The organism is Bacillus sp. LJBS17, assembly GCF_019334685.1.
GTDB classification, from domain to species: domain Bacteria; phylum Bacillota; class Bacilli; order Bacillales; family Bacillaceae; genus Bacillus; species Bacillus subtilis.
Genome location: NZ_CP079759.1, coordinates 258,588 through 276,935, shown reverse-complemented (window position 1 = coordinate 276,935; position 18,348 = coordinate 258,588). Strand labels below are relative to the sequence as shown.

Sequence of the window (18,348 nt, the reverse complement as noted above, 5' to 3'; positions counted from 1 at the left end):
CCTACATGCAGTTGATAGAGAGGGGAAATGATTTTGGAAACAACAGCTAAAGCATCTCAGCAATACAAAGTGATGCCGATTATGATTTCCTTGCTGTTGGCCGGTTTTATCGGCATGTTCAGTGAAACAGCACTGAATATTGCGTTAACCGACCTTATGAAGGAATTGAACATTACAGCGGCAACCGTCCAATGGTTAACGACGGGCTACCTGCTTGTACTCGGTATCCTTGTTCCTGTTTCAGGACTGCTGTTACAGTGGTTCACAACAAGACAGCTTTTTACCGTGTCACTAATCTTTTCAATTATAGGAACCTTGATCGCGGCGCTTGCGCCGAGCTTCTCGTTTTTATTAGCAGCAAGGATCGTTCAGGCACTTGGAACCGGTCTTTTACTGCCCCTAATGTTTAACACAATCTTGGTGATTTTCCCGCCTCATAAACGGGGCGCCGCAATGGGAACGATCGGTCTTGTCATTATGTTCGCGCCCGCCATCGGCCCAACTTTCTCAGGATTGGTTCTGGAGCACCTCAACTGGCACTGGATTTTCTGGATCTCTCTTCCATTCCTTGTGCTGGCGCTTGTGTTCGGTATCGCATATATGCAGAATGTATCTGAAACGACAAAGCCGAAAATCGATGTATTGTCTATCATCCTGTCGACGATTGGCTTCGGCGGCATTGTGTTCGGATTCAGCAACGCGGGTGAAGGCTCCGGGGGATGGTCCAGCCCGACTGTTATCGTGTCGCTGATTGTCGGCGTTGTCGGCCTTATCCTATTTTCAATCCGCCAGCTGACAATGAAGCAGCCGATGATGAACCTCCGTGCGTTCAAATACCCGATGTTTATTTTGGGTGTGATCATGGTGTTCATTTGTATGATGGTCATTCTGTCATCTATGCTGCTTCTGCCGATGTATCTGCAAGGCGGCTTAGTCCTGACTGCATTTGCATCTGGTCTTGTTCTCTTGCCGGGCGGTATTTTAAATGGATTTATGTCCCCTGTTACAGGCCGCTTGTTCGATAAATACGGGCCGAAATGGCTTGTCATTCCGGGATTTGTGATTGTCACAGTTGTACTATGGTTCTTCTCAAATGTAACGACCACTTCAACAGCTGTGCTGATTATCATCCTGCACACCTGCTTGATGATCGGGATTTCTATGATCATGATGCCTGCACAGACAAACGGTTTAAACCAACTGCCGCGTGAATTTTATCCAGACGGCACCGCCATTATGAACACGCTGCAGCAAATGGCCGGCGCTATCGGAACAGCGGTTGCGGTCAGCATTATGGCTGCAGGCCAGCATGATTATATGAGTACAGTTAAAAACCCTGCCGATCCGGCAGTCATCCCGCAAGCTTTGACAGCGGGTGTACAGCACGCATTTGTGTTTGCAATGATTGTTGCCATTATCGGTTTAATTGGCGCTTTCTTTATGAAGCGCGTGAAGGTAGATCATTAATATGAAAAGCCCCTGACTAATGTTCAGGGGCTTTTTTATGTTTACTTGTGGATCGTTTTCGCCGCGATTTCATCAATCGCGTGCCGCATTTCCTCCTTCGTATTATAAAAATGGGGAGCGAGACGGATAACTTTTTCCCGCGCCGCGCAAATCACTTTTTTCTTCTTCAGCAACGCCGCCGTTTCCGATGCCCGCTCATCCCGGATCGCAACCATGCCCGGCTGATCCCCACCTTGTGCCGCCGCCAGCTGCAGGCCTTTTTCAGCGGCATATTGAACTGCATCGGCACAGATCGTTTTCACATGATCCCTGATATGAGAAACCCCAATATGATTCAGCAGCGATAAAGCTGCTGCAGCTGCGTATACGCTGATAAAAGCTGGGGTGCCCGTTTGAAAACGGCGCGCGTCTTTTGCATAAGCCCCATCAAATCCGCTCTCTCTTCCGAACCAAGCTGATGCTTTCGGCTTCAGTGCGTCAGCCAGCTCCTTTCTCACATAAAGAAACGCCACACCCGGTATGCCGAGCAAATACTTCCGGGTGCCTGCTGCCAGCATATCTACGCCCCATTCCTTCACATCAATGGGAATATGCCCGGCTGATTGATAAGCATCTACAAACAATAAAGAGCCCTTTCTCTGAGAAATCTCGGCAATCGCTTTTATATCCTGAACATAGCCGTCACGATAATGAACGTGAGGAACACACGTCAGTACTGTTTCATCCGAAATATGCGTTTCATATTGTTCAAGCGGCAGCACGCCGTCTATTGATGGAATGACGGATACGGTATAATCGGAGTGTGCCTGCCAAACATGAGGCACCGCCGGAAAATCCATATCTGTATATACAACGTGCTTCTTTCCAAATGCAGTTAAGGACGATGCTACAGAAACCAGTGCATCAGAAACTGACGGCACAATCGCCACTTCATCCGGTTCAGCCCCGATCAGCTTTGCAAACTCGTTTCTCGCAAACTCTGTTTTTTCGATCGCTTCTTTCCAGTTCGTCCCCATATACAGCAGGCTATCATGATAATCCTGGATCGCCCTTGATACAGGCTCTGCCAATGCGCTCTGAGAACAGCTGGCAAGCATCATATGCGTCTGCAAGGTTGGGAATAAATGACGATACTGCTGCGGCAAATGCTCCATTATGATTCACTCCTTTACATTATTTTGATGAAAAACCCATAAATAAACAATAGAATAAAAGAAAAAGGAGATGGGAGAATGAGAAAAAAAGTGCTGATCACTGGCTTTGACCCTTTTGACAAAGAAACCGTCAATCCATCATGGGAAGCGGCGAAACGGCTTAATGGCTTCGAGACGGATGAGGCAATCATTACAGCGGAACAAATTCCTACTGTCTTTAGATCCGCTCTGGACACTCTGCGCCAAGCCATTCAAAAACATCAGCCGGATATCGTAATTTGTGTCGGCCAAGCAGGAGGACGGATGCAGATTACACCGGAACGAGTGGCGATCAACCTTGCAGATGCGCGAATCCCCGATAACGAAGGACATCAGCCGATTGATGAAGAAATTTCTCCAGATGGGCCCGCCGCTTACTGGACAGGGCTTCCCGTGAAACGAATGACTGCTAAGATGAAGGAACATGGCATTCCAGCTGCGGTTTCCTACACAGCAGGGACCTTTGTATGCAACTATTTGTTCTACGGGTTAATGGATCACATTAGCCGGACATCCCCGCACATTCGCGGCGGTTTTATTCATATTCCTTACATTCCGGAGCAAACAATCGACAAAACAGCGCCGAGCCTCAGCCTGGACACGATTGTCCGGGCATTGAGAATCGCCGCTGTTACGGCCGCACAATATGATGAGGATGTGAAGTCACCGGGCGGTACGCTGCACTAAGCGGCCGCCGCTGTTTCTTCCCTCAGCCTCTTTTTATAGACAAACGCCGATAGGGTGACACTCACTTCAAACAGGACAAGAAGCGGGATCATCACGAGAAAATCAGAAATAAAATCAGGCGGTGTAATTAATATAGATACGACAATCAGCAGAAAATAGGACAGCTTTCTCGCTTTGGCCAGTCTGTAAGGATTTAAGATACCCAGCCTTGTTAAAAACATCACCACCAAGGGCATCTCAAACAAGAAGCCGAACGGCAGGCTCAAATTCACCATAAACCTAAAGTAGCGGTCAGCCGTAAACATCGTTTCAAAGTGGCCGGAGGATAAATGAGTCAAAAAGCTGAGCACGATCGGAAACAAGACAAAGTATCCGAAGGAGATGCCCGCCAAAAACAACGCAAATAAACCTGGTATGTACATGAGCGTCACCTTGCGCTCCATTTTCGTCAGCGCCGGTGCAACGAAACGCCACAGCTGGTACGCGGCAACAGGGATAGAAGCCGCAATGGCACAAATGCCGGAAAGCATCATATACACCCAGAGGATTTCACTCGGCCCAAGCACAGCCAGCTTTCCATCCAAATCCCTGATCAGCCAGTCATAAATGTCCTGTACGAACAAAAAAGCCGTGATGAGAAATAGAAAAAATGCCGCAAGGGTGACGATAATCCGGCGGCGAAGCTCTTCTAAATGCCCGATCAGATGGGTTTCTTTTTTATCCATTCAAAAAAGCCCTCCCTTTCATAAAAAAAGAGGCAGACCCGGTGTCTGCCTCATCAGCATTCAGCCCGCGTTTTTGTCCTGCTTTACCGCTGTCAGCTCAGCTGATTTCTCTTCTTTTTCATCACCAGACACAAGTGATTTTGTGGCGCTTTTAAATTCCAGCAGTGTCCGTCCGGCAGCACGCCCGATTTCCGGCAGCTTGGAAGGGCCAAAAATAATGAGGGCGATGACAAAGATCAGAATCAAGCCCGGTATTCCAATGTTTGAAAACATAATTTCCACTCCTTAATTCGTGATTTTTGCCCGCTTCTTAATCATTTGTTTTTCGTGGGCTTTGTTGTGCGCAAAGAAACGATCCTCTTCGACCTCATCGGATTGCTTCACCCCGCCTTGGATTGTTGTGGATGATACCTTTCTCAACCCAGTTTGATCTTTCTGGTAAACGAATGAAGCCCTCGTGGAAATGGCTGCGCCCGGCTCGGTCACAAACGGCATCACCCGATAATCGGCTTTCCACTGGTGAGGCGTCACTGTACAGCGGACATATCCGCGATAGTCGTTAAAGAACTTGATGTGCGGATTTTCTTTTAAAATTTGGTCCGTATCCGCTCGCTTATCGGCGCCGTTCCCTCCGGAAGTGATCGAGGTTCCGACAAATTCGGCTCCGAATATTTTTGAACTTGTCTTCTCGAAATCGACATGCAAGTTCGATGCCCAGCTTGCGTGTACATCACCTGTCAGTACGACAACATTATTCAGATTTTTGCTTTTAATGAAATTGATAACCCGTTCGCGCTGAGCCGGGTAGCCGTCCCACGAATCCATGCTGTAGATCGGGCTTGCGCTTGTCCCGAAATTCCACTTGGCAAAGAAAATCTGCTGCGCCAGCACATTCCAGTGGGCTGTCGAACTGCCCAAATTGTTGAAGAGCCACTGCTCCTGTTCTTTTCCAAGCAGGGTCCGATTCGGATTGCGCGATTCATCAGAAGGCGGCTTATTGCCGTCGTTATTGGCTTGGTCGTCCCTGTACTGGCGGGTATCAAGCACATTGAAGGACGCCAGGTTTCCGTACGTAAAGTGCCGGTACAGCTGCATATCTGGGCCATTCGGCAAAGAGGAAATGCGGAGCGGCATATGTTCATAGTATGCCTGGTATGCTGCCGCGCGGCGGAGCACGAATGCTTCAACCGACTGTCCTTTTTCAGGTATTTTATTGGCATAGTTGTTTTCAACTTCATGGTCATCCCAAGTTACAACCCAAGGGAATGCCGCATGTGCAGCTTTAAGATTGGCGTCAGAACGGTATTGAGCGTGACGGTTCCGATAGTCTTGCAGCGTAATGATTTCCGCGCTGTTGTGCGTGCGGACATTGCCTGTTTTTGATACATATTCATTTGGGCCGTATTCATATATGTAATCACCGAGATGGAAGACAAGATCAAGCTTTTCCTTCGCCATATGCTTGTAGGCCGTATAATATCCGTGCTCATATTGCTGGCAGGAAGCAAATGCAAAGGTCATTTGCGGCACATTGGCGCCAGGGGCAGGCAGTGTTTTTGTTTTTCCGACAGGGCTTAGTTCATGGCCGGTTTTGAAACGGTAATAGTACACTTTGTTTGGCTCAAGCCCGTCCGCTTCCACATGAACGGAATGGGCAAGACTCGGTTTAGCCATTTCAGTGCCTTTTCTTACGATTTTGCGGAAATGCTCATCCTTTGCGACCTCCCATTTGACAGGCACCGCTTGCTTCGGCATTCCTCCGCCGTTCAGCGGATCTGGTGCCAGGCGCGTCCAAAGCACGACACTGTCAGAAAGCGGATCACCTGACGCTACCCCTAATGTAAACGGATAGCTTGAGAATTTAGGCGCAGCATTTACTTCAAAGGCCCCAACCGACTGGGCAATCGTTAATCCAAGAGAAAGTCCTGCAATCTTCCCCGCTCCTTGAATAAATTTACGGCGGTCAAACGTATTGTTTTGAAAGCTTTCCTCTTTCAGTTTCTGTACCCATTCATCAAAACGACTGTCGTATGCCATTCAAGATCCCCTCTCTCCTCATTGATCGTCTCCATTATAGGAAATCATTGTTAAACGACTGTGAAGAAGTGTGAACCGATTGTAAGCGCTGAACATTAAAAACAGGTCTTCCCTCACAAGCCTGCCGCTGAAACATGCCGAAAGCTGGCTGAATGACGCGTTTTCTGCATATCCTGTCGTTTGCAAGCCGCCCATTCGGACTATTTTTCTTCACATGATCTTAAAAAAACAAAAACACCGAGCCATTTCGCAGAATGGCTCAGTGCCTTATCAGTTATTTCGAAAACAATCTGCTGAAAAAGCCCTTCTTTTTCGGCTTTTCAGCAGGAGGCTCTTGTTCTCTTACAATCCCTTTTTCCTTCGCTTCTTTCAGCCAAAATGGAAATTCAGCAAGCAGAGCATCATAAAGCTCATCATCAGAAATGCGGTCAATCTCTTCGATATGCAGGAAATTCGTGTTATCAATGACACGCCCTTCTAACGTATCCAGTTTATTGAGAAAATCAAAGTTTCCGTTTCCGATGCCGACAAACTGCCAGAACACCGGTTTATCAGAAGAAGCTTCAATTATCGGTTTGATTGACTTTTTACAGCCCCCATCATTGATAAAAACAATGAAAGCAGGATACGAGCTCGGTTCCTCCGCAACATATTTGCGCAGCACGTCCTTCATGACTGGCGGCTCATCATTTCTGCCGAATTTATGCAAGCGGTCATTATTTAAAATTTCACGATCGACATAGCCCGAAAAATCCTTTTCTGAAACTGGCTTTAATCGGGAAAATTCATTATCATACACCCATACATCCAGCAAACCGTTATCATCAAACTGATCAGCCACTGCCAAAATCCGCTCCACCACATTTTGAACCGTCCCGTTTTTGTAGAGCGGTCTCATCGATCCCGTAATATCAAGAACCAGTCCGACACGAGCCGTCACCTTCGTTAACTGCTTTTTCTCCAGTACGATCTTTACACTTTTCTTTTGCAGGTCAATTGTTGCCATTCTGTCATCTCCGTCAGCTCTTTTTTCTTCGATTATCTCACAGGAATATTTTCCATTGCATCTTTTCAAAGAAAAACACCGTTCAACTTGAACGGTGTCCTGTCTCTAAAATGTGTTATATACATTTTCACACGTCTCCGCCGTCGGCTGATAAAAGCAGTGTGACTTAAATCTGGCCACAAACGGCTGGTTATACCACTGGGCTGGACAGTCCCCCTCCGGCCTGAAATACCATAAACTAAATTTTGCAGGCCAGCGCCTTTCACCATTAATCGACCGGCGTGCAAGGGCACGCTCGCTATCCCGCGCTCTTTGATAAAAATATCCATGAGTCACAGCCTCAAACGCGTGTGGCTGATAAATCATCTGCCTGATGGTGCGGAGGCCTTTAAAATCTGAGCAATTCGCCCGCAGCCGATTAATTCCAACGTTGCCGACAAGCAGCATCCCCTGCTTGCCTTCACCTTCCGCTTCCGCTCTGAGCAGCCTTGCCATCAAATCGACATCCGCACTCGTTGCTCTCACGACCGCCATCACGTCACCTCCCCTTGATCTCTTTTCATCATATTTCATTACTTCAGAAGTGATGACGGAGGGACAGGAGAAGTTTTTAAATTTATTCATCTAAAAACAGCAAACATAATGGGCTGTTGGGCATCAAAGCAGCGTCCGGTGCAGTACAAGCTTCACATTTCCGCTGTCGAAGCGCCGCAGCCTCAATTCCTGGATTCACATCATTGACCCCTCCCCAGCAGATTTGCACCCGCCTCCGAAAAAAAATAAGGTTTAACTTTTTACATTTGAGGAATTATACATAACAAATCAAATGACAAAAGGAGGAATTGTAATGACACATGTGAAAGCGCTCGCTATTAAAGGTATTATGACGATTATTGTGTTGTATCTGGTGCTTGGTCTGGGCTTTGGGTTCACGTTTGGTGATACGCTGCTAATGACGATTGTGTTAGGGGTTATTTCTTATTTACTGGGCGATCTTTATGTATTGCCGAAATGGAATAATATGATTGCAACTTTGGCTGATTTTGGTTTGGCCTTTCTCGTGATCTGGCTGATGGGCATGCCGCTTTCTATGGGGATGACTGGCGGTGAAGTTGCATTGGCGGCTTTATTCGGCGCGATTGTCATGGCAATCGGTGAATATTGCTTCCATTTCTATATGATGAGCAAAGAGATTGGCAAGAAGCATTATCTTGAAACAAGAACAGACTCATAATGGAAAGGCCGGTGCTGACAGCATCGGCCTTTTATACATATTGGGCGCCTTTGTTTACGCATCCTGCTTGTCCGCATTCCTGATCGCCATGTAGGAAAAGAACAATCCGAATGCCGCTAACGATAACGGGATATACACAACAGATGAAATCGAGAAGCCCGGACTTGTTGAGCTGATGAGCATCACAATTACTACAGATGAAATGATGGTCGCCGGAACCGAGTGTCTACGCATCCCAAAAAAGATGGGAACTAAACTGGTTCCAGCGGCGCCAAAAGCGAAAACCGCCATTTTGACCGCCTGTTGAGAAATGATCTCGGAAGTAAGCTCTCCCGGTATGAAATGGTAGATCGAGTTCAGCCAAAAGAAACCGGCGGCTATGAGTATATTTGAAAGTAAAATCGTGATAAACGTCAGTCCGCCCGCGATCATGAGCTTAGCGGTGAGCAGCTTTTTACGGCTGATCGGGTACGTGAACATCACAAGAATGGTTTTGTTTTTATATTCCGAAATCACCAATTTTACGATCAGCACAGCGCCAAATACGATAAATACCGCTCTGACGAAGGTGCCGATGATGAGGAATGCTTCATCCGTACTTTGGAACGAAACCCCACCATCGGCTTTTTCGGAATAACTGATCAGCCACATAAAACCCATAATGATCACGTTGGCAATAAGGGCACCTCTGATATACCAGCCCATTTTCATTTTTCTTAATTCGATTCTGATCAAATTCATCAACGTGTCTCTCCTCCTTTACGCACTGATGCTATTGCCGTTGATCAATTTGATAAAATAATCCTCCAGCGACGTATACTTTTTGTTCAATGATTCAATGTCTACATCATTTAAAATCAGCGCTTTGGATATAGCAGCCTGAGAGGCTTCAGCCTCGTAAATTCGAATCGTTTTCTCATTTAATATTTTAAAGTTGGTTAATTGCAGCTCTTTCTCCAGCACAAAGCAGGCCCTTGTCTGATTCGATGTAACAAGCTCGATGTATTCAGTGTTCTGGCCCCTGACATCCTCCATTGATACCTCTTCAAGCAGCCTGCCGTCCCGAATGACGCCGATTGTGTCCGCGATTTGTTCGATTTCACCCAGCAGGTGGCTTGAGATCAGCAGTGTCATCCCGTACTCTTTGCTCAGCACTTGAAACAATTGCCTGATTTTTTTAATGCCGAGAGGGTCAAGCCCATTCACCGGCTCATCCAGAATAAGCAGATCCGGCTTTGTAAGGATGGCACGCGCAATTCCAAGGCGCTGCTTCATCCCGAGGGAAAAGGTTTTGACGGGTTTTTTGTCGATTTGTTTTAAATTCACCATATCCAGCACTTCTTGTATGGCTTTTTTATTGTGGTATCCCATATATTCACAATGCAGATCTAAATTTTCTTCAGCTGTCAGGTTTTCATAAAAAATCGGATATTCAATCATGCTGCCGATGTTCCCCAGCACCTCATATGACGTGTGGGTGAACTTGTTCCCAAGAATGATGATTTCACCGCTTGTCGGTTTGACAAGGCTCGTCAGCATTTTCATGATGGTTGTTTTCCCCGCGCCGTTCGGGCCGAGAAAGCCATAGATTTCACCTTTTTTAATATGCATGCTGACATTGGATACGACCTCTATGCCCTGATACGTTTTGGTCAGCCCGTTTGTTTGTACGATATAAGTCAACTTTGTTTCTCCTTCCCTCTCTTTTCCTGTTTTCTATTGTAGCGGCGAGCCCTGTCATTTTTATTTCTCAAACCTTAAGAAATTCTTACGATTAATATGTCATGCGTTTCAATGTGATCGTAAATGCAGTCCGTTCGTACGGCTTGCTTTGGACGGATATGATGCCTCCCATTTTTTCTGTAAGCCGTTTTGTGATGGTTAAACCCAGTCCGCTTCCTTGAAATGCTTTATTTCTGGATTCTTCAAGTGTATACAGCCTCTCAAACACCCGCTGCTGATCGGTTTCACTAATCCCTTTTCCGCGATCCCATACGGTGATGGCGATGTTCCTCTCATCATAAGACAGCGTCAGCCCGATTAACTTGCCGGCCGCGCCATATTGAATCGCATTGGACAATAGGTTTTGCAGGATTCTGTCCAGAGCCTCTTCATTCGCCTGCGCATACACCGGCGTATCGGGGATATCGATGGCTGCTTGAAAGCCTTTTGACTGAACAGCGTCATAATAGTGCAGGATATTTCGTTTGCATATGTCGTTCATATGTACTTTGGTGATCGGGATCTCTTTATCTTCAGATTCTAATTTCGCTAAATCAAAAAAGGAATTGATCATCTGAATAAGTTCATTTGTTTTCTGGCGGAGCTTCTCCAGCAATCTTTCCCGCTCTTCGTCCGGCATGTTCGGGTCACTTTGAATGGCTTCGATATAACCGAGAATGACCGTTAACGGCGTTTTCAGGTCGTGCGACATATTGGTCAGCATCCGCTTCATGGATTGCTCTGTTTTCGCAAACCGGGCACTGATTTGCTGACGATTCTCAAGGAAAAGATTGATGTTAACAAGCAAGTCTTTGAGCACATGATCGTCTGTAGGAAGCAAAATTTGTCCTGCCGAATCCCGGCTGAGCATGTAGCTAAGCTGGTCAGCCGTGTAAGCCAGATTCCCGTCCCGCTTCTTTTTCATTATGAATTGAATCACATTCAGACACGCCAGAGCGATGACAGCTGCCACCCATAGCACTGTCATTCTAAAACTCTCCTAATTTATAACCGATGCCCCATAGCGTTTTAATATATTGAGGGGAGGAGGGGTCATCCTCAATCTTTTCTCTGAGCCGCCGCATATGTACGTTAATGATGTTCTGATCATCAAAGTACTCTTCATTCCAAACCGAACGGTAGATTTGTTCTTTCGTAAACACTTTTTTAGGATTTGATGCGAATAAGCACAGCAGCTGCCATTCTGTTGACGTCAGCTGGAGCGGTTCTCCGTTTTTCAAAACGGAAACATTGTCTATATCTATCGCAAGCTGGTGAATCCGGATCACCTTATTCACAGCCGGCTCCTCTGCCGAATATTGCGTCGCCCGCCGTATCGCGGCTTTTACTCTGGCTGTCAGCTCAATCATCGAAAACGGTTTGGCGATATAATCGTCCGCCCCAAAGCCCAGTCCCAATGCCTTGTCTACATCTCCGTCTTTTGCCGAAATCATTAAGACCGGTATATTGCTTTTTTCCCGGATGATTTTCAGAAAATCCATTCCGTTCAGCTTCGGGAGCATGATATCAAGGAGGACCAAATCGTATGAACCCTGCTGAAACAGCCGGATGCCCTCTTCTCCGTCGAAGGCATGCACAATTCCAAAGCCTTCTTTTGTTAAATAATGATCCACCATTTCACTGATTGAGTGGTCGTCTTCTACAAGCAATATGCGCTGCATCTTCTCACCTAACCTTTACAAAATCAAAAAACACACACGTAATTACACTTATTGTAATTGAAAAACGTGTGTGTTTTATAAAAATTATTCTTTTTTTCCTGTTTTCAGCTTCATGTATTCTATGCCCGTAATGACAAAGAATACAGCAGTGCATCCAATGACTTGAATAAGCCGAAGCCGTTCACCGAGAAATAAAGCTCCATAGAAAATCGTCAGGACAGGCCCTGCCATTGAAATGGCGGCGGCTCGCTGTGCCCCGATTCGTCTTATGCCCTCAAGCATTAGCACAAATGGAATCACAGTGGTTACGACTGCAATTACCGCGAACAAACCATACATAGAAAGCGGATATGCTGCCATTGGCGTATTCATGCCAGCCGCCGATTTTATCCCTGTGTAAAGCATCATGGCAGCTCCAGCAGCTGTCATCCCGTATGCATTGAGACGGATCCCCCCGATTTGATGGACGAGATGCCCGGAAAGGACAAGATAACCAGCATAGACGGCCGAAGATAACAAAATGAATACAGCTCCAATCATATTCGCCTGAAAAAGCTCAGCATTCCAGCCGCCCAGCGCCAAGAAAAGCCCAAACATGACTGCCAGAACTGCGAAAAGGTCCTGAATTGAAGACATTTTCCGGTCACGACACGCGGTGAATCCAAACACAAACAACGGATAGCTCATCAGCAATATACGTTCAACCATTGCGGATACATGGTTCAGCCCGATAAAATCAAGCAAGGGAGACAGAAAAAAACAAAACACTCCCGCGCCACAAGCCTTCCATAGGTCTCCTTTTTTCTTACCGTCTGGCATTGGAGGTCGGTATATTAAAAAAATCAGCCAAAATAGCGGAACAGCCAGCAGCTGCCTGTATAGCAGCACGGCATCTGGCTCAGCACCCATTTGGTATGCCCATTTTATCCAAATCGATTTAGACGCAAAACAAACTGTTCCGATCAGCAAAAAAATCGTACCTGCTGCGGCCTCACGAATCTTACTCTGCTCTTCTGCTCTCATCTCAGCTCAGCTTTTCTCCTTTACTTATTCAAATGCTTTTGGATAAAATCCAGAAGCGTATATCCTTGAGCAGTCAGAATAACACCTTTTCCGCTGCAGGCCGGGCAAGGTGTTCCTTCGATTTCTCCCGCTCTTTCACATTTAGGACATGCGACCTCAAGATCATCAGTTGCAATGACCATTTGATATCCTCCTTTCTAACTCATCTGCTATGCCACCACCAGCCATCATCCATTGGCCGTCACCTCCTTTAAGAAACACAAAAACCCCCGTCCTATGCAAAGGACGAGGGTCTCGCGGTACCACCTTTATTAACAGCTATACAGCCGTTCACTCTAAGTACAGAAAACCTATGTTTCGATACTCCTCTCTTGGTAACGGGGAGAGAAACCCGGCATCGCCTACTATCCGTTCAGCAAAGCAATTCAGAAGCCCATTCGACATCAGGGGAGGATCGGTTCACACCTGCCACCGACTCTCTGAACCTCCATTCTGATGCGTACTTACTCTTCCTCACGATTGTTGATCCGTTCTATTATTTGTAAAGTTTATAATACTTGGTTCTTGAAATGAAGTCAATTGGTTAACCCGGTTTTACACCAAGTGCTTCCAGCGCCATATTGATGTGTTCCTCCTGCTGTGTTTGCAGAGCTAGCTTGGCGATTTCCACCGGATACGCCGCCTGCATCTCTGAAATGTGTTCCTGCATTTTTGCCCATATTCGGCCGCCTGCTTGATCATAGTATTCAAGCAAACGGGCAGTTTCTTTTTCTCCGAAAATGGTTTGATAAAGAACAAAATCCTTGGCTGGGTCAGCAACCTTCGCTTCTGTCCAATCCAGAAGTCCTGTGACACGTCCATTTTGATCGATAAGGATATGCGGCGGGTGGAGATCGCCGTGTATCAAAGAAGAGAAACCCGGCCAGTATGCATCATCATTTATCCACTTTTGCCATCTTTCCCAAAGCGTCGTAGATACGCCAAGCTTATTCTTCACATCAACCATAGAGTCTGCTGTCATTTGCCTGAAATCTTCTGGCCTTATCACTTCTATTCCGGATTGCCCAGCAGATATTTGATCCGTGCCATGTAATTCAGCCAGTATGTCGGCAAGTGTGCGGACAAAGTCGTCTGACGGCGGCTGATGATCCATATTCCATACATATTGCTTTTGTTCCAAGTCAATTCCAGCAGCCGGCGTTCCTTTTAACATTGGGTAAGCGATCAATTCCGGTGTATGAATTCTCCAATCCGGCACATCAGCAGTCAGATTCGCGCGGAGAAAGGCAAGCGTTATGCCTTCTGCAGATGCTCTTTCCACAACATCACTTCGCCGCGGTTTTCGCAGCACCCATGGCATACCTGTGTCGTCCTTGGCAAATACAACTTGAAAGTCCATTCCGGTTTCATTCAATTGCGCGTTCTCAGAATGAACCGTCAAACCTTGGCTGCGTGCAAGCCCGACAATCTCAGTGATAAGCTGTTTTTCGTTAAGGTTTGTCATCCCATTTCCCCTTTCTCATGCTCCGGCCTGCAGTAGAGAGAAGGGATGCTTGAAGGCACAAAAAAGGGCAGGCACGCCACCCTCTTTTTTGATAATCATGTAAGGGCTCATACATAGGCGGATTCATCCCGATTCTCTCGCATTCAGGCGAGAGTTGTTCACTATTGAATTCGTGTCACTCGGAATCTAATGAATGCCATGCTGTAACCCCTCCGTTTCCTATACGCTGATTTTCATTTTACAGCATATTCCATCTTTCCGCTATAAAAACATGAATCAAGTCACTGGAGCAGGATTAAACAAGCACAAATCATTATGGAGACCCCAACGGTCTGCCCACGTTTGTTTGCGGCCGCTTGCCACATCCAAAATCGTCCTGAAGATTTCCCAGCCTACGTCTTCGATACTGGCCTCTCCTGTCGCGATTCGGCCGGCATTGATATCGATTAAATCAGCCCAATGCTCTGATAAGGAATGCCGAGTCGATACTTTCAGAACCGGCGCAGCAGCCAGGCCATATGGTGTTCCTCTCCCTGTCGTAAACACCTGCAAATTCATGCCCGCAGCCAGCTGCAGGGTGCCGCACACAAAATCGCTTGCCGGTGTCGCCGCGAACAGCAGGCCTTTTTGCTTTGCTCTTTCACCAGGGCCGAGCACGCCGGAGATGGGGCTTGTGCCTGATTTCGCTACCGAGCCTAACGCTTTTTCCACCACATTGGATAATCCGCCTTTTTTATTGCCTGGTGACGGGTTTGCGCTACGGTCTGCGTCTCCCCGCCGAAGATAGCTGTCATACCACTTCATCTCTTTGATCAGCGATTGTCCGACCTCTTCACTGACAGCCCGCGGCGTTAATAAATGAATGGCATCCCGCACCTCTGTCACTTCAGAAAACAAAACCGTTGCACCTGCGCGAACCAATAAATCAGCCGCATACCCCACGGCAGGGTTTGCCGTCACGCCGGAAAACGCATCACTGCCGCCGCATTGCAGGCCGATAACCAGATCCGAAACAGGGCATGACACCCGGGTTCTGCTGTTCAGCCTGATTAACCGTTCCTCCGCCATTTCCAAAATGGATTGAATCATCGCCGCAAAACCTCGGTGATCCTGGAGCGATAGAATGTCATCACCATTTTCGGAGGCAATTCTTTCCGGGAGGAGCTTTTCACATCCCAATCCGATTACCATTACTTCTCCGCCGAAGTTCGGATGCTTCGCAAGATTTTGAATCGTGCGGATCGGAATGACAGCGTCGGGCGCATTGATCGCCACGCCGCATCCGTATTGATGATGCAGCGGCACAACGTCATCGACATTTGGGTATTTCGGCAGCAGCTCTTCTTTTATTCGTTTGACTGCATAATCCAAAACGCCAACAACACATTGAACACTTGTCGTGATGCCGAGAATATTTTTTGTCCCCGTACTGCCATCCGCATTTCGATATCCTTCAAACGTATAGCCTTCAAGAGACGGCCGCGGCTGCGGCACTCTATTTGCAAGAGGAAGATCGTCTAACGCCGGAGGAGCGGGCATTCTCACGAGGTCTTCCCGTATCCAGCTCCCGCGTTTGATCGTCTCATCAGCAAATCCGATCACCTCTCCGTAACGCACGATCTCGTCCCCTTGATTGAGATCGGTGAGGGCCACCTTATGGCCTTGAGGAACATCCTCTTCAAGTACGAGCCCGCATGAGAAAACAGTGCCCTTTGGCAGTCCTCCATCATTTACAATAATCGCGGTGTTATCTATTTCATGCACTTTGATGTAAAGGGGGGCTTGGTTCTTCCTGAGGTTCATCGCCATATGAAAATCACTCCTCATATTTTAGTAAGCGTTTTCTAAATTGGTTTAAAAAAACCGCAGCTCTTACGTTTCAACTGCGGTTGCTCACCATTATTTTTCATCCATTCCTTTTAGAATTTTGTCACGGACAAATTTCAGATGCTCATACATGTGGTAATGTGCTTTGTACGGATCTCTTTTGGCAAGGGCGTCGTAGATTTTTTTGTGATATTCGACCGTTACATCTCTCTCCCTGTACGGAATTTGGCTGTCAATTTTCGCATGGGTGATCAGCAGGGACTGAATCATCCCTTCAACGACGGGGTTATTGGCGCTTAACGCAATAATTCGATGGAACTCTTTATCCGCTTCACCATAAAGATTGTCAGTGCTGTTGGCAATATCGTCGATCGTCTTCTGCAAACGCTGAAGCTCTTCCTCATTGATTTTTTCCGCGGCAATTGTCACGAGTCCGAGTTCTAGCGCCATCCGCGCTTCAATGATAGCCGGAAGATTATCAGTGGCCAAGGCAAGCATGACGGAAAACGGCTGCATGCCGATTTTATCGTTGAAATATGTGCCCCCTCGTGTTTTTCTCGTAATGACGCCCAGCGTTTCAAGTGAACTGAGTGCCTCCCGAAGCACAGGCCTGCTGACATGCAAAATGTCCATCAGTTCCATTTCTGTCGGCAATTTGTCTCCGGCCCTCAACTGTCCGCTCGATAATAAATGGACAATCCGTTCGATGACCTGCTTGGCTAATGTTTTCCGATTGACTGTATCGACTTTCAAATCCTCTAAACCTTCGTACACGAACAACTCTCCCTTCAGTTGTTCAATTGTAAGACAAAATAGCGGATATGACAATATTTACAATCAAACTTATCGCACAAGACACGGGCGCTTCCGGTCAAATTCCCAGTTGCTGATCAGGAACTGCATTGGGATCGCGTCATTCCGTGCGCCTAAATTCATTTTCCGATAGATCTCATGCGCTTTTTCCACTTGTTCCATATCAATATCGACGCCTAGTCCAGGCTTATCCGGCACCTTGACACAGCCAGAAGAAATCTCAAAAGGCTGTTTCGTTAATCGCTGCCCGTCCTGCCAGATCCAATGGGTATCAATCGCCGTGATCCGCCCCGGAGCCGCTGCTGCCACATGGGTAAACATCGCAAGGGAAATATCAAAGTGGTTGTTGGAGTGCGAGCCCCATGTCAAACCCCAATCATGGCACATTTGCGCAACCCGCACCGACCCTTGCATCGTCCAAAAATGCGGATCAGCCAGCGGTATATCGACCGCATGGAGCTGAATCGCGTGACCCATTTCCCGCCAGTCAGTCGCAATCATATTTGTCGCAGTCGGAAGCCCTGTCGCGCGGCGGAATTCAGCCATTACTTCACGAGCGGAGTAGCCATTCTCATCCCCGCACGGATCTTCCGCATACGCGAGCACATCTTGCTTTCCTTTGCATAATGCAATAGCTTCCTCTAATGACCATGCCCCGTTCGGATCAAGAGTGATCCTTGCCTCTGGAAAACGTTTCGATAATGCGGTAACAGCTTCGATTTCCTCTTCTCCCCGCAGCACCCCGCCTTTCAACTTGAAATCCTGAAAGCCATAGCGCTCCTGTGCGGATTCGGCAAGACGCACAATGGTCTCCGGCGTCAGCGCTTCCTCATGGCGCAGACGGAACCACGCACAATCTGACTGCTCATCGCTTTGATACGGCAAGGTCGTCCGCTTTCGGTCGCCGATATAAAAGAGGTAGCCGAGCATTTTTACTTCATCACGCTGCTTCCCTTCGCCCAGCAAAGCCGCGACCGGTTCCTGAAGAAACTTTCCAAGCAAATCTAACAAAGCCGCTTCCAGTGCGGTGACGGCGTGCACAGTGGTGCGCAAATCAAACGTCTGGTTTCCTCGCCCTCCCCTGTCCTGATCGCCAAACTGCTTTCTGACCGTTTGCAATATCGCTTGGTACGCACCGATAGATTTTCCGACAACAAGCGGCTCTGAAAGCTCCAGTGTGCGGCGAATATGCTCTCCGCCAGGCACCTCGCCGACTCCCTGATTTCCGCTGCTGTCCGTTAAGATTACGATATTCCGGGTAAAAAACGGGCTGTGCGCTCCGCTTAGATTCAGCAGCATGCTGTCATGTCCCGCAACAGGAATCACCTTCATTTCAGTAATTGAGGGAATATTCGATCTTTTCTCTTTTTGAACCTGCTCTTGTATCGGTGAACTCATGCATTTTCCTCCCTTTATAAAGCGCTTTCA

At 47.3% G+C, this 18,348-nt stretch carries 21 protein-coding genes and 1 other annotated feature; of the genes, 4 read left to right on the top strand and 17 right to left on the bottom strand.

The annotated features are described in order from the left end of the window. Window positions 1-27: 27 nt before the first annotated feature. Window positions 28-1,467 carry a lincomycin efflux MFS transporter Lmr(B) gene (lmr(B), locus tag KXZ66_RS01515; protein ID WP_003234772.1) on the top strand — a complete coding sequence of 480 codons (1,440 nt, stop codon included), beginning with the start codon at window positions 28-30 and terminating at the stop codon, window positions 1,465-1,467. Between the two features lie 41 nt (window positions 1,468-1,508). Here lmr(B) and KXZ66_RS01510 read toward each other — a convergent pair whose 3' ends face one another. Next, window positions 1,509-2,621, bottom strand: a complete 1,113-nt coding sequence (locus KXZ66_RS01510) for an aminotransferase class V-fold PLP-dependent enzyme (protein ID WP_151870470.1) — start codon at window positions 2,619-2,621, stop codon at window positions 1,509-1,511. Window positions 2,622-2,699: 78 nt separating this feature from the next. On the opposite strand from KXZ66_RS01510, the gene pcp reads away from it, so the two are divergent. Then, window positions 2,700-3,347, top strand: coding sequence for a pyroglutamyl-peptidase I (gene pcp / locus KXZ66_RS01505; protein WP_038427317.1), 648 nt, complete (start codon window positions 2,700-2,702; stop codon window positions 3,345-3,347). On the opposite strand, the gene tatC is transcribed toward pcp, so the two are convergent. From tatC to cwlJ, 6 genes are all read right to left on the bottom strand, one after another. Beyond that, window positions 3,344-4,072 (bottom strand): twin-arginine translocase subunit TatC, encoded by a 729-nt coding sequence (gene tatC / locus KXZ66_RS01500; RefSeq protein ID WP_003234779.1) that lies wholly within the window; start codon window positions 4,070-4,072, stop codon window positions 3,344-3,346. The two genes, pcp and tatC, sit on opposite strands and share 4 nt — an antisense overlap. Window positions 4,073-4,132: 60 nt before the next feature. Next, window positions 4,133-4,345 carry a sec-independent protein translocase protein TatAD gene (gene tatAD, locus KXZ66_RS01495; protein ID WP_003223835.1) on the bottom strand — a complete coding sequence of 71 codons (213 nt, stop codon included), beginning with the start codon at window positions 4,343-4,345 and terminating at the stop codon, window positions 4,133-4,135. A gap of 12 nt (window positions 4,346-4,357) precedes the next feature. Then, window positions 4,358-6,109 (bottom strand): alkaline phosphatase PhoD, encoded by a 1,752-nt coding sequence (gene phoD / locus KXZ66_RS01490; protein WP_014475691.1) that lies wholly within the window; start codon window positions 6,107-6,109, stop codon window positions 4,358-4,360. Window positions 6,110-6,127: 18 nt separating this feature from the next. Then, window positions 6,128-6,304: a hypothetical protein gene (locus KXZ66_RS01485; protein ID WP_003234785.1), complete on the bottom strand. Its 177-nt coding sequence runs from the start codon at window positions 6,302-6,304 to the stop codon at window positions 6,128-6,130. Window positions 6,305-6,383: 79 nt separating this feature from the next. Beyond that, complete coding sequence (locus tag KXZ66_RS01480; RefSeq protein WP_031315684.1) at window positions 6,384-7,115, bottom strand: vWA domain-containing protein; 732 nt, start codon at window positions 7,113-7,115, stop codon at window positions 6,384-6,386. A 105-nt stretch (window positions 7,116-7,220) separates the two neighbouring features. Further along, window positions 7,221-7,649, bottom strand: coding sequence for a cell wall hydrolase CwlJ (gene cwlJ, locus KXZ66_RS01475; protein ID WP_015715185.1), 429 nt, complete (start codon window positions 7,647-7,649; stop codon window positions 7,221-7,223). A gap of 313 nt (window positions 7,650-7,962) precedes the next feature. Here cwlJ and KXZ66_RS01470 point away from each other — a divergent pair, with 313 nt between their 5' ends. Then, window positions 7,963-8,349 (top strand): YndM family protein, encoded by a 387-nt coding sequence (locus KXZ66_RS01470; protein ID WP_003246313.1) that lies wholly within the window; start codon window positions 7,963-7,965, stop codon window positions 8,347-8,349. Next, complete coding sequence (locus tag KXZ66_RS01465; protein ID WP_119122840.1) at window positions 8,309-8,443, top strand: hypothetical protein; 135 nt, start codon at window positions 8,309-8,311, stop codon at window positions 8,441-8,443. The genes KXZ66_RS01470 and KXZ66_RS01465 overlap by 41 nt, the downstream gene beginning before the upstream one ends. Here the strand turns inward: KXZ66_RS01465 and KXZ66_RS01460 are convergent. The 10 genes from KXZ66_RS01460 to gudD all read right to left on the bottom strand — a co-directional run bounded on the left by KXZ66_RS01460 (window position 8,404) and on the right by gudD (window position 18,318). Beyond that, window positions 8,404-9,090, bottom strand: a complete 687-nt coding sequence (locus tag KXZ66_RS01460; RefSeq protein WP_080121049.1) for an ABC transporter permease — start codon at window positions 9,088-9,090, stop codon at window positions 8,404-8,406. The genes KXZ66_RS01465 and KXZ66_RS01460 overlap by 40 nt on opposite strands. 18 nt (window positions 9,091-9,108) lie before the next feature. Continuing rightward, entirely contained in the window at window positions 9,109-10,032 is a 924-nt protein-coding gene (locus tag KXZ66_RS01455) for an ABC transporter ATP-binding protein (protein ID WP_125121482.1), read from the bottom strand. Between the two features lie 91 nt (window positions 10,033-10,123). Continuing rightward, a complete protein-coding gene (gene ycbM, locus KXZ66_RS01450; protein WP_049140292.1) occupies window positions 10,124-11,059 on the bottom strand; it encodes a two-component system sensor histidine kinase YcbM in 936 nt (311 codons plus the stop codon). A 1-nt stretch (window position 11,060) separates the two neighbouring features. After that, entirely contained in the window at window positions 11,061-11,741 is a 681-nt protein-coding gene (gene ycbL, locus KXZ66_RS01445; RefSeq protein ID WP_009966453.1) for a two-component system response regulator YcbL, read from the bottom strand. Window positions 11,742-11,837: 96 nt separating this feature from the next. Then, window positions 11,838-12,776 carry a DMT family transporter gene (locus KXZ66_RS01440; protein ID WP_151870472.1) on the bottom strand — a complete coding sequence of 313 codons (939 nt, stop codon included), beginning with the start codon at window positions 12,774-12,776 and terminating at the stop codon, window positions 11,838-11,840. Window positions 12,777-12,796: 20 nt separating this feature from the next. Further along, window positions 12,797-12,958 carry an anti-TRAP regulator gene (rtpA, locus tag KXZ66_RS01435; protein ID WP_003234807.1) on the bottom strand — a complete coding sequence of 54 codons (162 nt, stop codon included), beginning with the start codon at window positions 12,956-12,958 and terminating at the stop codon, window positions 12,797-12,799. A 96-nt stretch (window positions 12,959-13,054) separates the two neighbouring features. Next, window positions 13,055-13,302: a binding site (T-box leader), on the bottom strand. Window positions 13,303-13,359: 57 nt separating this feature from the next. After that, the gene (gene mphK, locus KXZ66_RS01430; RefSeq protein ID WP_151870473.1) at window positions 13,360-14,280 is read right to left on the bottom strand and encodes a macrolide 2'-phosphotransferase MphK; all 921 of its coding nucleotides are present in this window, start codon (window positions 14,278-14,280) and stop codon (window positions 13,360-13,362) included. Between the two features lie 276 nt (window positions 14,281-14,556). Continuing rightward, entirely contained in the window at window positions 14,557-16,089 is a 1,533-nt protein-coding gene (gene garD, locus KXZ66_RS01425) for a galactarate dehydratase (protein ID WP_015715177.1), read from the bottom strand. Between the two features lie 90 nt (window positions 16,090-16,179). Further along, the gene (locus KXZ66_RS01420; protein WP_003234813.1) at window positions 16,180-16,881 is read right to left on the bottom strand and encodes a FadR/GntR family transcriptional regulator; all 702 of its coding nucleotides are present in this window, start codon (window positions 16,879-16,881) and stop codon (window positions 16,180-16,182) included. 69 nt (window positions 16,882-16,950) lie between these two features. Next, on the bottom strand, window positions 16,951-18,318 hold the full coding sequence (gudD, locus tag KXZ66_RS01415; RefSeq protein ID WP_219144764.1) for a glucarate dehydratase: 1,368 nt from the start codon (window positions 18,316-18,318) through the stop codon (window positions 16,951-16,953). Window positions 18,319-18,348 lie beyond the last annotated feature (30 nt).